Annotated in this window: 15 protein-coding genes; 11 read left to right on the top strand and 4 right to left on the bottom strand. The window is 56.7% G+C overall.

Going from position 1 to position 14906, the window contains the following annotated elements:
- The first annotated feature begins 157 nt into the window (after positions 1–157).
- The 6 genes from hxsA2 (at position 158) to HBN61_RS17665 (ending at position 5501) form a co-directional block, all read left to right on the top strand.
- The gene (gene hxsA2, locus HBN61_RS23020; protein ID WP_223182424.1) at positions 158–442 is read left to right on the top strand and encodes a His-Xaa-Ser repeat protein HxsA2; all 285 of its coding nucleotides are present in this window, start codon (positions 158–160) and stop codon (positions 440–442) included.
- Positions 442–744: a His-Xaa-Ser system protein HxsD gene (gene hxsD, locus HBN61_RS17645; RefSeq protein ID WP_170047398.1), complete on the top strand. Its 303-nt coding sequence runs from the start codon at positions 442–444 to the stop codon at positions 742–744. Before hxsA2 ends, hxsD begins: the two co-directional genes overlap by 1 nt.
- Positions 737–2194, top strand: coding sequence for a His-Xaa-Ser system radical SAM maturase HxsB (gene hxsB / locus HBN61_RS17650; protein ID WP_170047400.1), 1458 nt, complete (start codon positions 737–739; stop codon positions 2192–2194). Before hxsD ends, hxsB begins: the two co-directional genes overlap by 8 nt.
- Positions 2188–3351 (top strand): His-Xaa-Ser system radical SAM maturase HxsC, encoded by a 1164-nt coding sequence (hxsC, locus tag HBN61_RS17655; protein ID WP_170047453.1) that lies wholly within the window; start codon positions 2188–2190, stop codon positions 3349–3351. The genes hxsB and hxsC overlap by 7 nt, the downstream gene beginning before the upstream one ends.
- 520 nt (positions 3352–3871) lie before the next feature.
- Positions 3872–4402, top strand: a complete 531-nt coding sequence (locus HBN61_RS17660; RefSeq protein WP_170047402.1) for a hypothetical protein — start codon at positions 3872–3874, stop codon at positions 4400–4402.
- Between the two features lie 379 nt (positions 4403–4781).
- The gene (locus HBN61_RS17665) at positions 4782–5501 is read left to right on the top strand and encodes a hypothetical protein (protein ID WP_170047404.1); all 720 of its coding nucleotides are present in this window, start codon (positions 4782–4784) and stop codon (positions 5499–5501) included.
- A 330-nt stretch (positions 5502–5831) separates the two neighbouring features.
- Here HBN61_RS17665 and HBN61_RS17670 read toward each other — a convergent pair whose 3' ends face one another.
- Positions 5832–6779, bottom strand: a complete 948-nt coding sequence (locus HBN61_RS17670; RefSeq protein WP_170047406.1) for a LysR family transcriptional regulator — start codon at positions 6777–6779, stop codon at positions 5832–5834.
- 112 nt (positions 6780–6891) lie between these two features.
- Between HBN61_RS17670 and HBN61_RS17675 the strand changes: the two genes are divergently transcribed.
- Together HBN61_RS17675 and mmsB are read left to right on the top strand one after the other, a co-directional pair.
- Positions 6892–8403 (top strand): CoA-acylating methylmalonate-semialdehyde dehydrogenase, encoded by a 1512-nt coding sequence (locus HBN61_RS17675; RefSeq protein ID WP_170047407.1) that lies wholly within the window; start codon positions 6892–6894, stop codon positions 8401–8403.
- A gap of 10 nt (positions 8404–8413) precedes the next feature.
- Positions 8414–9301 (top strand): 3-hydroxyisobutyrate dehydrogenase, encoded by an 888-nt coding sequence (mmsB, locus tag HBN61_RS17680; protein ID WP_170047409.1) that lies wholly within the window; start codon positions 8414–8416, stop codon positions 9299–9301.
- A 102-nt stretch (positions 9302–9403) separates the two neighbouring features.
- Here the strand turns inward: mmsB and HBN61_RS17685 are convergent, their stop codons facing one another.
- A complete protein-coding gene (locus tag HBN61_RS17685; RefSeq protein ID WP_170047411.1) occupies positions 9404–10807 on the bottom strand; it encodes an amino acid permease in 1404 nt (467 codons plus the stop codon).
- A 150-nt stretch (positions 10808–10957) separates the two neighbouring features.
- Positions 10958–11851, bottom strand: coding sequence for a LysR family transcriptional regulator (locus HBN61_RS17690; protein WP_170047413.1), 894 nt, complete (start codon positions 11849–11851; stop codon positions 10958–10960).
- A 143-nt stretch (positions 11852–11994) separates the two neighbouring features.
- Between HBN61_RS17690 and HBN61_RS17695 the strand changes: the two genes are divergently transcribed.
- A complete protein-coding gene (locus HBN61_RS17695) occupies positions 11995–12759 on the top strand; it encodes a sulfite exporter TauE/SafE family protein (protein WP_094995061.1) in 765 nt (254 codons plus the stop codon).
- Here the strand turns inward: HBN61_RS17695 and HBN61_RS17700 are convergent.
- The gene (locus HBN61_RS17700) at positions 12749–13063 is read right to left on the bottom strand and encodes a putative quinol monooxygenase (RefSeq protein WP_094995060.1); all 315 of its coding nucleotides are present in this window, start codon (positions 13061–13063) and stop codon (positions 12749–12751) included. The two genes, HBN61_RS17695 and HBN61_RS17700, sit on opposite strands and share 11 nt — an antisense overlap.
- A 197-nt stretch (positions 13064–13260) precedes the next feature.
- Between HBN61_RS17700 and mdaB the strand changes: the two genes are divergently transcribed.
- Together mdaB and HBN61_RS17710 are read left to right on the top strand one after the other, a co-directional pair.
- Positions 13261–13845, top strand: a complete 585-nt coding sequence (gene mdaB / locus HBN61_RS17705) for an NADPH:quinone oxidoreductase MdaB (RefSeq protein ID WP_094995059.1) — start codon at positions 13261–13263, stop codon at positions 13843–13845.
- Positions 13846–13913: 68 nt separating this feature from the next.
- Positions 13914–14825 carry a LysR substrate-binding domain-containing protein gene (locus HBN61_RS17710; protein WP_170047415.1) on the top strand — a complete coding sequence of 304 codons (912 nt, stop codon included), beginning with the start codon at positions 13914–13916 and terminating at the stop codon, positions 14823–14825.
- Positions 14826–14906 lie beyond the last annotated feature (81 nt).

Below are 14906 nucleotides of genomic sequence, written 5' to 3' on the forward strand. Positions count from 1 at the left end.
CTTATAGCCCATTGCTTTAAGTAGTCCGAAACTGAGAAGAGTGTCGTCTGTCGGATTTTGGATGAGTAAAAGGCCATCAGTCGACTCCACATTGACATCATGAATGAACGTCACCGACACTCATAGATAATCACCACATCGATAGGGATATCCCGCAATGAAAAAGCGCTCCTTTCTGGTTCCCCTGGCCACTCTGGCCGCAGCTATAGCTACAGAACAGGCTTCCGCCCTAACTACTTATGAGGTTGTCGAGCCCAGCTCGGAAGCCAAGAACACATTTCAAGCTGAAGCTCAAAGCGAGAACCTTTCGGTTCGCGGTGGCAATGATCTGTTCGCCTTTGTTCTCAAGCGCGGGGATCAAGGGCAGATGATGGCTTACCACAGCTCCCATAGCTCCCACTCTTCGCACAGTTCCCATAGCTCCCACTACTCAGGTCGATAATGGATTTCTCTCATAAGCTCGTTTTTGATGAGCGGCTTTATGACGCGCAGGTTTTGCAGAAAGCTGCTTATCGATCGATCAATGCCCTGACGGTTGATATCACACCCGATGGGGGACAGTTTATCTGCGCTTTGTCATCGAATATTGGCGTGGACGAGCCAACCTTTCTGTCTGCCATCCAAGATTTCAAGAAGGATGTGCTCGACTATCAGCTGCGCCACCGATTGGCAGTTGAGACACAGCCGATCAAGAACCTGATCCTCGGACTGGCCTTTTCAAAAACCGGGCTTATTAGTGAGTAAATTCCAAAAGCTGGAGTTCTACGCGCAGCAACGTCCCTACGAGTTGCTGCCCTTTAAGTTCGACCGCCTGAATGACGATGAGTATGTCATTACCAATATGGCAGGCGAATTTCATGTCATACCGGTGCCGATGCTGGAACCGATCATTAGCAAGACGCTTCCGCTCTCATCAGAGCTGATCCCTACGCTTCGGTCCAAGCAGTTCATTCGCTTCACCAATGAGCAAGCACCACTTCAGCTCCTGGCACTCAAGATTCGCACGCGATTGTCCAGGCTGGCCGAGTTCACCAATTTGCATATCTTTGTAGTGACTCTTCGGTGCGACCATAGCTGTCCATATTGCCAGGTTTCAAGGCAGTCGGAGAGCAAAGGCGAATTCGACATGACCACAGAGATGGCAGACAAGTCGCTGGATTTCGTCTTTAGGTCTCCCAATCCAGCCATCAAAATTGAATTTCAGGGTGGCGAGCCGCTGCTGAACTTCGAGATGGTGAGGTACGTTGTTCTTGAGGCCAAAAAACGTAACGTCAAGGAAGGACGTGACCTACAGTTCGTCATTGCGACCACGCTTTCGCTACTGACCGATGACGTGCTCGACTTCTGTAAGCAGCACAACATCGTGCTTTCATCTTCGCTCGACGGGCCAATGGATCTGCATAATGCAAATCGCCCTCGACCAGGCCGAGATAGTCATCAGCGTTTCGAGGAAGGGTTGAAGAAAGCCCGTGCAGCCCTCGGGTATGACCAAGTGTCAGCCCTGATGACAACCACAGATAAGAGTCTGCCACGAGCACGCGACATCATTGATGAATACTTGCGCCTGGGCTTTGATGGCATCTTCCTCCGCACGCTCTCCCCTTACGGCTTTGCGATCAAGACCAAAAAATTCATGTCGTATGACACGGAGCGCTGGCTGGAATTTTACAAGGAGGGCCTTGAGTACATCATTGAGCTAAACAAGTCCGGCATACGATTTGTAGAGCAGTATTCTTCGCTCGTGCTGACAAAAATGCTGACATCAGGGGACCCTGGGTTTGTTGATCTGATGAACCCTGCCGGTGCTGGTATCGCAGCCATCGTGTTCAACTACGACGGATCGGTCTACGCCTCAGATGAAAGCCGTATGCTTGCCGAAATGGGTGATCATACGTTCCGTCTGGGCAACATTATTGAACACTCATATGAGGAGATCATTCTCTCTGATCAGCTTCTGGATGCACTGGAAAACTCTTTCACCTTAAGCGCTCCAATGTGCTCTGACTGTGCATTTGAACCTTACTGTGGAGCGGAGCCCGTCTACCATCACGCCATTCACAAGGACGTGGTAGCAAGAAAGCCTGAGTCCTCTTTCTGCAAGCGAAATATGGCGATTTTCAAGCATCTCATTGAGCTGATGGGAACCGATGAGCAAACAAAACGGATTTTTATGGGTTGGGCCAACCGATGCTGAAACTCGGCGGAAAGATTATCCGCATCCATGCGGTTGATGTTCACAGGGACCTCACTCTGCTCAAGGTGTCGACCAGCCGGAGTTTGCCTGAAGTCTTGCGACGGGAAATAGCCTACTTGGTTTCCGATCAGGAGGTCCCTCGAGGATTCGCGCACTACCTTCTGCTTGAGAAACATCGACAGTTGGTTGAGGTACTGCCTTCCGACTCTGATTACTCGATCCTGCCGAATGACTACAGCTACATCGGTGACGGTGACGTGATCCGGCTTTCAGCAGATCGACAGAGCATTAGCGTGCTATTTCGAGCGTCGTCGCCGCACAACAGCATCCTGGTCACCGAGCAGTGTAATCATTACTGTCTTATGTGTTCACAACCGCCTAAGGCAGCTGATGACTCGTGGATACTTGATGAAATCGAGAGCCTGATTCCACTTATTCCAAAAGATACCCGCGAGCTGGGGTTTACTGGGGGCGAGCCGACAACGAATCGGGAGCGCTTCCTTAAGATCATCAGCCTGACAAAAAGTTATCTGCCGAGAACCGCAATCCATATTCTCTCGAACGGGCGCAGCTTCAAAGACCCAGCGTTCGCTGAAAAGTATGCGCAGATTGAATTGCCCGACGCGATGATCGGAATCCCTGTCTACTCAGACGATCCGACGCTGCATGACTACATCGTCCAGGCCCAAGGCGCATTCGATGAAACCATTCAGGGCATTCTCAATCTGAAGCGCTTAGGCCAGAAGGTTGAAATCCGAGTCGTCATTCACAAGCTATCGGTGCAGCGCCTGCCTGAACTGTGTGAGTTCATCGCACGCAATCTTCTGTTTGTTGACCATGTAGCGCTGATGGGCCTTGAGATGATGGGCTTCACCAGGGCCAATCTTGATGAGCTGTGGATCGACCCAATCGAGTATAAAGACACGCTCAGCAAATCGGTTGGCATTCTGGCCAAGTACGGAATGAATATCTCGGTCTATAACCATCAGCTTTGCTTGGTGAATCCGGACATCCAGCCCTACTACCGCAAATCAATCAGCGACTGGAAGAATGAGTACGCGCCTGAGTGCCAGAGCTGCACAAAACAGCGAGAATGCGGGGGGTTTTTTGCATCAGGTGTTAAATTCGGCTACAGCAAGCACCTAATTCCATTCTGACTTTGGCTCCAAATCTGTCAGCCGCACAACGTCCTCGATGCAAGCAGCTGGCTTACTCGTAGCGTTCGCGCAGGTAATTTTTGGGCATGCTTTGCCGTTGAGAAGAGCAACGGGGCCATTTCCCCAGCCCTGCGCTGACTGCCAGAAAAATCGACCTCGAATAACGCTCGCCACGCGACGATCCTCACCCAGACAATGCCAATGGGTGGGGTTCCAGTTGCATCGAACCTGCGCAATCTGACCGGCTTCGAAAAACCCTCACTATGTCAGTCGTTCCGAGCTTTACCTGACCATCCATCGCGGTCTTTCCTCCGATCACCCGAAAAATCGACCTTCTGTAACGCTCACCACGCGACGATTCCAACTCAGGTAATGCGATTGGATGGGGGGCGCTTGCACCTCTCCTGCGGTCCTCTGCGGGGCTTCCAAAAACCCTCACTGTATCCGGCTGTGCAAAACCCCTCACTATTGCGACAGGCACTCCTGCTTGTCACTCAGCCAGCAATAGGAGGGCCCGCCAATGACCACCGTTTCAAATCGACTCCGCACCACCACCGACACCACCACCAGCCATGAACTGACTTTCGACACCCAGACCGGCGAAGTCCTCGCGAGCCAAAAGGTCAACATAAAGAAGCACACCATCACCACCGATGTGGGCACGCAATGCCGATTCCCAATCGCTGCCCGCACCCCTGAAGGACTCCTTGAGATCCTTTCTGTTCATGACCAGTGGGTCAACAACCTGACCGTCGAGGCTGACAAGCTGTTAGACCTACTCGAAATAGGAGAGATCACAGCGGGCGCTGTTAAGGTATTCCGGCAGATCCTCCTTGGATTGGCTGGTCGGAACATTTGGTTTGGCAAGCTGGCCGACATCGGGACCAAGCGGGAGATCGGAGACTTGACCCGCGCTGACTTAATCCGTGTGACCCGACAAGGGAAGACGCTGCCCACCAAGGTGACTGTGCATCCATGGTACGGCTGGCGCGGCGACCTGATGAGTCGGCAGTCCTATATTGGTGCATGGATCGGCATTGCCAGCGACTGATGTCAAGGTTCCGAAACTGCTACCAACACATGGCTGGAGACCATACCCACTGTGGGGCCTCGAATCTGCCCATATATATAAAAGACCAACTTGGAAGCCCCATGAGGACGTCCGGTAAGAAGGGAGGTTGTGATGAATATCACCTCCTCTCGAAAAGGACATTTTGAAGGAACCTCTCCGCTTCACGTCAACGAGCCCGAGTCTGGGCCGATTGAGACCTCTCGCCCGTCGCTGGGCAAGCGCCAGCTTGATACTGGCAGTCAACCAAACAGAGTCTTTCTGATTGTTCCCTGTGCCACTCGCCAGAACCCTTGTCGTGGGTCTCTGTGCTGGCCCGTGGGAGCGAACTCAGGGAGCAATCAAAAGGAGAACCGACACTATGTTAACCAACACCCAAACTGAGCTGCTGCCTATCGTTATCGAAGGGCACACCTTCAAGCCGAACGCTGAGGGCCAGTGGGACCATAACGAAATCCACCGTGGATTGGGCCTGCCTGAATCCAAACGACCGTCCGAGTGGCGCAACGCTATTGCCGCTGAGTTACGAACCTCCGGAGATTTGCGGAGCTTTGACGGTAGCGGGACCTTTGGCACTGAGGCCGGGACCATAGCCTACGCTATGTGGGTCTCAACCGAGTTCTACCGGATGGTCATACACGCTTTCGTGACCATGCGTAACGACTCCATCCTAAGCGCCCGTATGGCCCTGCTGGCCGCCGCTGAAGCAGACACCAAGCTCGCCAAGGCCGTCCCTAAGGCTGACCTGATCGACACCCGCCTGACTGGCCTCGGGATCACCTGGAGCCAAGCCTGCAAGCTGGCCGGAGTGACCAAGCCTCAACTGGCTAAGCAGTATCTGGTTTACATCGAGCGGTTCATCTCCAAGGATCACCCGACCGAATACCGCAAGATCCTCAAACCGTCCCCAACAGGCTTCTCGCTGGGCTACTTCAAGTCCTGCTCCCTGAGCTTTGGTAATGAAGATGGCTACCGTGTCACCGCCAAAGGTCTTGCATGGCTCCAAGGCAAAGCTCAAGAGATCAATACGGCTATCGCTCAGAGGGCTCGTAGAGAGACTGCTGTGCGCCGCAAGAAGTAACCCCAACAGGAGAACCCAATGGACAAGCTACAGACTGTCCATTTGGTCCTGTGGCTGTGGACGCATAGGCGCCATCGACTACCGTAAGGCCCCCCAATGGGAAAATGCAGAAAATTTGAGAATGACCATCTCATTGAGTAACACCGCGCAGGTTCCCCCGTGTGCCCTCGCGCAGGTGCCCTTGCCCGAATGGGGTCCTTATCGCGCCCATGTGCGTCGCTGCAAGAACCCTTTCGACTGTCACAAGTTCTGTACCAACCCCTGCCACAACTCGTTGCCAAACACCTGCTGACCTCGTTACGATGAGTCTTCCTTTCTTCTTCCAGACTCCTACTCCGCAAACCGAAGCTCCCGTGTCTCGCCCAGCAACAACGGGCCATTCAACTCAGTAACCTCCCTGATGTAATCCCACAACAGGGTGATCCGCTTGAGCTTCCTCAGGTCTTCGCGGCAGTACATCCAGAACTGCCGCGTGAGGTTGATCTCTTGCGGCAATACCGGCAGCAGGCGCGGGTCTTGAGCCGCCAAAAAGCACGGCAGGATCGCCATTGATCGACCTTGCTGCGCCGCGACGTATTGCGCGATCACACTGGTGCTGCGCAGGTTGGCGCTGGCCCCCGGCAGGACATTCGCCAGGTACAACAGCTCTGAACTGAACGCCAGGTCGTCGACATAACTGATAAAGGGATGCTCTGCTAAGTCCGACGGTCGGCGGATCGGCGGGTGAGCGTCGAGGTAGTCCTGGGTCGCATAGAGTTGCAGCCGGTAGTCGCACAATTTGCAACACACATATGGCCCGTGCTCGGGGCGCTCCAAAGCGATCACGATGTCGGCTTCGCGCTTGGACAGGCTGATGAAGTGCGGCAGCGGCAGGATATCGACCGAAATGGCCGGGTAGGCATCAACAAAATGGCTGAGCTGCTGGGTGATGAAAAAGCTGCCGAAGCCCTCTGTGCAACCCATTCGCACATGCCCCGATAACGCCACGCCCGACCCTGACACTTGCTCGCAGGCCATGTGCAGCGTGCTCTCGATTGACTCCGCGTAGCCCAACAGGCGTTGGCCCTCATTGGTCAGGGTGAAGCCGTTAGTGCGCGACTTTTCAAACAGCAACGTGCCGAGTGCCGTCTCCAGCGAACTGATGCGTCGCGATACCGTGGTGTAGTCCACCGCCAGCCGTTTGGCCGCGCTGCTGGCTTTGCGGGTACGGGCTACCTCAAGAAAAAACTTCAGGTCGTCCCAGTTCAGTGCGCTCAACGATGTGATGTTTTTTTGCATGTTAGACCGGCTTTTATGTGCGTTCTTATTAGAAGAACGCACACCTATACTCCAAAAACAGTCCCGCGACCAACCCGTCGCCACTCCCATAACAATAATTTCGGAGACTTCCATGACGGCTTCTACCCCGTATCAAAACGCCCGCTTGCTGATTGATGGTGAGTGGATCGAGTCGCAGACCACGGAGTGGCACGACATCGTCAACCCGGCCACTCAGCACGTGCTGGCCAAAGTCCCGTTCGCAACTGCCAATGAAGTCAATGCGGCCATCGAGGCTGCCCAGCGGGCCTTCCAGACCTGGAAACTGACGCCGATCGGTGCGCGCATGCGCATCATGCTCAAGCTGCAAGCGTTGATCCGTGAACACTCCAAACGCATCGCCACCGTGCTCAGTGCCGAGCAGGGCAAAACCATTGCAGACGCAGAGGGCGATATTTTTCGAGGCCTGGAAGTGGTCGAGCACGCGTGCTCCATCGGCACACTGCAAATGGGCGAATTCGCTGAAAACGTAGCAGGTGGCGTCGACACCTACACCCTGCGTCAACCCATCGGTGTGTGCGCAGGGATCACGCCGTTCAACTTCCCGGCCATGATTCCGCTGTGGATGTTCCCCATGGCCATCGCCTGCGGTAACACCTTCGTTCTGAAGCCTTCGGAACAAGACCCGCTGTCGACCTTGATGCTGGTAGAGCTGGCGCTTGAGGCCGGCGTGCCGCCGGGTGTGCTCAACGTGGTTCACGGTGGCAAGGACGTGGTGGATGCGCTGTGCACCCATGCCGATATCAAAGCGGTGTCGTTTGTCGGCTCAACCGCCGTCGGCACCCACGTTTATGACCTGGCCGGGCGCCATGGCAAGCGCGTGCAATCGATGATGGGCGCCAAGAACCACGCCGTGGTGCTGCCGGACGCCAACCGTCAACAAACCCTGAATGCGCTGGTCGGTGCCAGTTTCGGCGCGGCGGGTCAGCGCTGCATGGCCACGTCAGTGGTGGTGCTGGTGGGCGCGGCCAAACAGTGGCTGCCTGACCTCAAGGCGTTGGCGCAACAACTCAAGGTCAACGCAGGCAGCGAGCCCGGCACCGACGTCGGCCCGGTGATTTCCAAGCGGGCGAAGGAGCGGGTGCTGAGCCTGATTGAAAGCGGCATAAAGGAAGGCGCGACGCTGGAACTTGATGGGCGCAACGTCAGCGTGCCGGGCTTCGAGCAAGGCAACTTTATTGGCCCGACCCTGTTTTCGGGCGTGACCACCGACATGCAGATCTATACCCAGGAAATATTTGGCCCTGTGTTGGTGGTACTGGAGGTCGATACGCTTGACCAGGCCATCGCGCTGGTCAACGCCAACCCCTTCGGCAACGGCACGGGCCTGTTTACCCAAAGCGGGGCAGCCGCACGCAAGTTTCAGAGTGAAATCGACGTCGGTCAGGTGGGCATCAACATCCCGATTCCGGTGCCGGTTCCGTTCTTCAGCTTCACCGGCTCGCGGGGGTCAAAACTGGGCGATCTGGGCCCGTATGGCAAACAAGTCGTGCAGTTCTACACCCAGACCAAGACCGTCACCAGTCGTTGGTTCGACGATGACAGCGTGAATGATGGCGTCAATACCACCATCAATCTTCGTTGAGGACAGCGTCATGAAAATCGCATTTATCGGCTTGGGCAACATGGGCGCGCCAATGGCGCGCAACCTGATCAAGGCCGGGCATTCGTTGAACCTGTTCGACCTGAATAAAGACATCCTCTCGGAACTCGCCGCCCAGGGCGGGCGCATCAGCGCATCGCCCAAAGAGGCGGCGCAGGGTGTGGAACTGGTGATTACCATGTTGCCCGCAGCGGCTCACGTGCGCAGTGTCTGGCTGGGTGAAGAGGGCGTGCTGGCAGGGATTGGCGAAGGTGTACCGGCAGTGGATTGCAGCACCATCGACCCGCAAACCGCGCGTGATGTGGCCGCTGCCGCGGCCAAACAGGGCGTGCACATGGCGGATGCCCCGGTGTCCGGGGGTACGGGTGGCGCGCAGGCCGGCACCCTGACCTTCATGATCGGTGCACAGAAAGCGCTGTTCGATACCTTGCACCCGGTACTCGCGCAGATGGGGCGCAACATCGTCCATTGCGGGGATGTGGGCACCGGTCAAGTGGCTAAAATCTGCAACAACTTGCTGCTGGGTATTTCCATGGTGGGGGTTAGCGAAGCCATGGCGCTGGGCGCGGCGTTGGGCATCGATACCGAGGTGCTGGCGGGCGTTATCAACAGTTCGACCGGGCGCTGCTGGAGTTCCGAAACCTACAACCCGTGGCCGGGTATCGTGGAAACGGCACCGGCGTCACGCGGCTACACTGGCGGTTTCGGTGCCGAACTGATGCTCAAGGATCTGGGCCTGGCCACCGAAGCCGCGCGGCAGGCGCATCAGCCTGTGGTCCTCGGCGCAGTGGCCCAGCAGCTGTATCAGGCCATGAGTTTGCGCGGCGAGGGCGGCAAGGACTTTTCCGCCATCATCAACAGTTATCGCAAGCCCGAATAGGGTCTTTTCCGGGAGTCCGCGTCGGGCGGACATCCCGGTTTTTTGCGGCCAATAAAAACCCCCGGTCCTCTGCGAGTGCCGGGGGTTTTTGCAGACGTTGCTCTAGCGCTGCGTGGCCAAAGGCTGGCCGGTGCGCAGGCGTATCCGGTAGAAAGCGTAGATGATCAGCAGCCACACGGGGATGGCATACACCGAAGCACGCACGTCGGGAATCATCCAGATCACCGACACAATCACCACCATGAAGGCCAGGCACACGAGGTTGCTCAATGGCGACCAGAACGCCTTGAACGACGGCACCACGCCTTGCGACGCCATGGCTTTGCGGAATTTGAGGTGCGTGAGGCTGATCAGCGCCCAGTTGATCATTAGCGAGGCAACCACCAGCGCAAACAGCAGCTCCAGCGCCTTGTGCGGCGCCACGTAGTTCACCACCACGCACAGCATGGTCACCAGCGCTGACACGCCAAGCGCCCGTAGCGGCACGCCGTTTTTGGTCAGTTTCATCAGCGCCTTGGGCGCGTCGCCCTGTTCGGCAAGGCCGAAGAGCATGCGGCTGTTGCAGTAAACACCGCTGTTGTAGACCGACAGCGCGGCCGTCAGCACCACAAAGTTAAGAATCTGCGCCGCCGTGTTGCTGCCAATCAGGGCGAAAATCTGCACAAACGGGCTGCCGCTGTAGGCATCCCCAGAAGCGCCCAGTGTGACCAGCAGTTGATCCCACGGGTACAGCGCCAGCAGCACGGTCAAGGCACCAACGTAGAAAATCAGCACGCGATACACCACTTGGTTGATCGCTTTGGGGATGACTTTTTTCGGCTCGCTGGCCTCAGCAGCGGTGATGCCCACCAGCTCCAGTCCGCCGAACGAGAACATGATGAATGCCATCGCCATCAACAACCCGGTGCCGCCGTTGGGGAAGAACCCGCCGTGGCTCCACAGGTTACTGAACGACGCCTGTGGCCCGCCGGTGCCGCTGATCAACAAGTAACAGCCGAGCACGATCATGCCAATAATCGCCACCACTTTGATGATGGCAAACCAGAACTCCATTTCCCCGAACACTTTCACATTCAGGGTGTTGATCAGGTTGACCAGCACAAAGAACACCACGGCACTGACCCACGTCGGTACCTCGGGCCACCAGAACTGTATGTATTTGCCTACCGCCGTCAGCTCGGCCATACCGACCAGCACGTACAGCACCCAGTAATTCCAGCCCGACAGAAAGCCCGCATAGCCGCCCCAATATTTGTGGGCAAAGTGACTGAACGACCCGGCCACCGGTTCTTCGACGATCATCTCGCCCAACTGGCGCATGATCAGAAAGGCGATGAACCCGGCAATCGCATAGCCCAGGATCATTGACGGCCCCGCAGACTTGAGGACGCCCGCCGAGCCGAGGAACAGCCCCGTGCCAATGGCGCCGCCCAGGGCAATCAGCTGGATGTGGCGGTTTTTCAGGCCGCGCTTGAGTGTGATGGGAGGAGCGTTATGGTCGGCCATCAGGTGCCCTGTTCGTTGTTGTTTTCAGTGTTGGAATCTACGTCAGGCATGGCGTGTACCGGCCATCCGCGCAGTAAAGTCCGCGATATTACTCCCGGGGAAAATTCAGGCATACAGTCATGCGTGCTTCTAGGCTAATTCCTACAGGTTCTATCCCGGCTCCACGTTGCCTAACGCGTCCACCAGTGCCTGTGCATAAGCGGGCAGTTGATCGAACGACCGCGCGCACAGCAGCAGTGTGCGATCAGCCCATGGCTCACTCAGCGTGACGACCCGGAACGTGCGCGGTGCTTGCCACCGCTCAATGGTGGCGCGCGGCACAATGCCCAGTCCCGCGCCACGGGCGACCATGCGCAACACACCGTCAAAGCCTTCTGCGCGCAGCCGGGTGTGCACGCGAAAGCCGCTGTGCAGCGCTTGTTCTTCCAGATACACCGCCAGCGCGCTGTTGACTGAAAGGCCGACAAAATCATGGTGCAAGGCGTCGTTGAAGCGCGGAGCGGGATGGTCGGCCAGCGCATGGTCAAGCGGGACCACCAACACGAGCGGGTCCTGCCGGAAAGGTCGGGTTTGTAGGTCACTCGTGTCGACGGCATCGGAAATGATCCCGATATCGGCTGCGTCCTGACGCAGTGCGTGGGTAATGCGCAAGCTGGTCAACTCCTGCTGGTCGACTCTGATGGCGGGGTGTTGGCGAACAAAGTCGGCCAGCAACTCGGGCAGGTATTCAGTGAGGGCTGCGGTATTGCACAGCAGCCGTACACGGCCTTTGAACCCCTGCGCGTACTCGGTCAGATCGTGACGCATGCGCTCGACGTGTTGCAGCAGCGCCCGGGCATGCTGGGCCAACGCCTGACCCGCTGGCGTCGGACTGATACCGCGTCGGCTGCGCTGCAAGCACTCGACTCCCAGCGAAGCCTCCATGGCCCTGATGCGGGCACTGGCGGCGGGCAGCGATAAATGACTCAGGCGAGCGCCCGCTGTGATATTGCCGGCCTGCACGATGTTCAAATACAGGCGCAAATCGATCAGGTCGACAGGCATCGTGGTGTTTTCCTTATGCTGCGCCCGCAGCCTCGGGCGGCGATATTTGGACGGTGTAAGGCGAAACAGCCTCTTGCCAAGCAATAGGCTGACTATGGTAATTGCGCATTTTCTACCCGTCGGCCGTGCGCCAGCATACGCGCATGAAGACATTAATCGAGTTTTACCAAACCTTGGGCTGGGCCTTGTCACTGCTGGTGATGCTCACGTTTCTGTTGGCAGGCACGGTCAAAGGCATGATCGGCCTGGGCTTGCCTACGGTGGCGATGGGCATGCTCGGGCTGGCTATTGCTCCGGCGCAGGCAGCGGCGCTGTTGATCATCCCATCGATGGTGACCAATGCCTGGCAATTGGCTGTTGGCGGTCAGTTGCGCGCGTTGATCCGGCGGTTATGGCCCATGCAATTGGGGATTTTTTGCGGCACGGGATTCGGCATGTTGTGGCTCGGCATCGACGGCGGCAGCGGGGTGGTGCGCGCGTTGGGGGCAGCGTTATTGCTGTACGCCTTGAGCGGGCTGTTCTTGCCTGCCTTGCAAGTGGCCCCGGCCCGCGAACCGTGGCTCGGCCCGCTGTGTGGCGTGCTTACGGGCGTAATCACGTCAGCAACCGGGGTGTTTGTGATCCCCGCAGTGCCGTACCTGCAGGCCTTGGGTCTTGGCAAACATCAACTGGTTCAGGCCTTGGGATTGTCTTTCAGTGTCTCCACATTGGCCTTGGCTGCCGGGCTGTACGGGCGCGGCAGCCTTGGAGGCGACGAACTGAACGCGTCACTGCTGGCGCTGTTGCCTGCCATGCTCGGCATGTGGCTGGGCCAAGCCTTGCGTCAACGCGTCAGCGCCATGCTGTTCAAACGCGTCTTTTTCGTCGGCATGGCCCTGCTGGGGGCACACTTGTTAATCAGCGGTTAGCCGAAGATGGGCTGAGCATGTCGATCAGGCGTACTTCAAAGTCGCGGGCAAGGTAGTCCATGCGGTTGTCGAAAAATTGCTTCATGTGCGGCAGGTTTTCATGCACCGCCAAGTGTTCGCGGGACTGCCAGATTTCATAAAAGATGAACAGGGTCGGGTCCTGCTGGTCGCGCAGCATGTGGTACTCGATGCAGCCGGGCTCCAGACGGCTTGGCGCCACGTAGGAGCGAAACAGCGCTTCGAAGGCGTCAGCTTTTTCGGGTTTGGTATAGGCGTGAAGAATAAATCCGTGCAATGGGCGCATCTCGTCGACTCCTAAATGGGTGGTTTCGAGAAAATACGGCAACAATGGAATGGCTATTTGTGACTATTGGGAAAATGTAATTTGCCGCGGCACGGGTATTTCCTAAAGGAAGGAATCGTTACTGTGCCGGTCACTTTTAAACCCTTAGCCCAACGCCGCTCCACAGCGCCGAGGGTTTATTCCTGACGAGGCTGATGATGAAAAAAATACTTTTGCTTAACGGTGCCAAAAAATTTGCGCACTCGGACGGTCGTTACAACCTGACCATGCACGACACCGCACTGGCTTTTTTCGACCGAAATGGCTTTGACGTCAACGTCACCCACATCGACGAAGGCTACGACGTGGCCGAAGAAGTGCAGAAGTTTCTGTGGGCCGACGTCATCATTTATCAAATGCCGGGTTGGTGGATGGGCGCGCCGTGGATCGTTAAAAAATACATCGACGAAGTGTTCACCGAAGGCCACGGCAGCTTGTACGCCAGTGATGGTCGCACGCGCTCCGATGCGTCACAGCGCTATGGCAGCGGCGGTCTGATCCACGACAAAAAATACATGTTGTCGCTGACCTGGAACGCGCCGCAGCAAGCGTTTGACGATCCGGCTGATTTCTTTGAAGGCAAAGGCGTCGATGCGGTGTATTTTCCGTTCCACAAAGCCAATCAGTTTTTGGGCATGAGTGGTTTGCCGACATTCCTGTGCGTTGACGTGATGAAGCGTCCGCAGCCTGAAGTGGATGCTGCCCGCTACGAGCAACACCTCACCGACGTGTTTCTTCGGTAACGAGACGCTCGCAGTCGCACGCTGCCCGGCAGCGACTACCATGACTGGCTATTCAATGAGGGACGTGTGTGAAAGCCAGATCTGATGAGTTGCAAATCTTTGTGTCAGTGATTGAGTGTGGCTCAATCTCTGCTGCTGCCGAGCACGCCGGGCAGACGCCTTCTGCGGTCAGCCGCACGTTGTCTCGGCTTGAGGCAAAGCTCGAAACCACACTGATCAACCGCACCACGCGGCGCATGGATTTGACCGAGGAGGGCAAGTTTTTCTTCGAGCGCGCCAAGCAGATTCTCGAACAAATGGACGAACTCGAAGAGCGCCTGATCGCGCACCAGCGCACGCCGTCCGGTCGCCTGCGCATCAATGCTGCATCCCCGTTCATGCTGCATGCCATCGTGCCCTACATCCCCGAGTTTAGGGCGCTGTACCCCGACATTCAGCTGGAGCTCAACAGCAACGACCTGATCATTGATCTGCTGGAGCAAAGTACCGATATCGCCATCCGCATCGGCACGCTGGCCGACTCCACGTTGCACGCCCGCTCATTGGGGTGCAGCCCGCTGAATATCCTTGCCAGTCCGGCGTACATCGCCGCACATGGCTTGCCGAACTCGGTCGCAGAGCTGGCCAGTCACAGCCTGATCGGCTTCACCCAAAACGATGGCCTGAACCAATGGCCTCTGCGTTATGCACAGGGCGACCGCTGGCCGATCGAGCCCAGTATCAGCGCATCCAGCGGCGAAACGGTACGGCATCTGGCGTTACAGGGGCAGGGCATTGCGTGTTTGTCGCATTTCATGACTCACGACGACATCGCCACCGGCCGGTTACAGGTGGTGCTGGCTGAATTCAACAGCGGCTATCGTCAGCCAATTCACGCCGTGTACTACCGCAACTCGCAATTGGCACTACGAATTCAGTGTTTTTTGGATTTTATCCAGACCAAACTCGCGAGCTACGCGGCCCCAAACTTCCCTCATTAAGCCTTGGTTTTTTCTTTTGTTGTTTGAAAACGTAACTGAAATCAGACAAGGTTTAGCACCGTCATACAAAAATAAAAGGAA

Origin of the sequence: Pseudomonas sp. WS 5071 (assembly GCF_012985765.1) — a bacterium.
Taxonomy (GTDB): domain Bacteria; phylum Pseudomonadota; class Gammaproteobacteria; order Pseudomonadales; family Pseudomonadaceae; genus Aquipseudomonas; species Aquipseudomonas lundensis_A.

Coding starts and splice junctions, on each gene's coding strand:
- hxsA2 (WP_223182424.1), top strand. CDS start 158: ATGAAAAAGCGCTCCTTTCTGGTTCCCCTGGCCACTCTGGCCGCAGCT.
- hxsD (WP_170047398.1), top strand. CDS start 442: ATGGATTTCTCTCATAAGCTCGTTTTTGATGAGCGGCTTTATGACGCG.
- hxsC (WP_170047453.1), top strand. CDS start 2,188: ATGCTGAAACTCGGCGGAAAGATTATCCGCATCCATGCGGTTGATGTT.
- HBN61_RS17660 (WP_170047402.1), top strand. CDS start 3,872: ATGACCACCGTTTCAAATCGACTCCGCACCACCACCGACACCACCACC.
- HBN61_RS17665 (WP_170047404.1), top strand. CDS start 4,782: ATGTTAACCAACACCCAAACTGAGCTGCTGCCTATCGTTATCGAAGGG.
- HBN61_RS17670 (WP_170047406.1), bottom strand. CDS start 6,779: ATGCAAAAAAACATCACATCGTTGAGCGCACTGAACTGGGACGACCTG.
- HBN61_RS17675 (WP_170047407.1), top strand. CDS start 6,892: ATGACGGCTTCTACCCCGTATCAAAACGCCCGCTTGCTGATTGATGGT.
- mmsB (WP_170047409.1), top strand. CDS start 8,414: ATGAAAATCGCATTTATCGGCTTGGGCAACATGGGCGCGCCAATGGCG.
- HBN61_RS17685 (WP_170047411.1), bottom strand. CDS start 10,807: ATGGCCGACCATAACGCTCCTCCCATCACACTCAAGCGCGGCCTGAAA.
- HBN61_RS17690 (WP_170047413.1), bottom strand. CDS start 11,851: ATGCCTGTCGACCTGATCGATTTGCGCCTGTATTTGAACATCGTGCAG.
- HBN61_RS17695 (WP_094995061.1), top strand. CDS start 11,995: ATGAAGACATTAATCGAGTTTTACCAAACCTTGGGCTGGGCCTTGTCA.
- HBN61_RS17700 (WP_094995060.1), bottom strand. CDS start 13,063: ATGCGCCCATTGCACGGATTTATTCTTCACGCCTATACCAAACCCGAA.
- mdaB (WP_094995059.1), top strand. CDS start 13,261: ATGAAAAAAATACTTTTGCTTAACGGTGCCAAAAAATTTGCGCACTCG.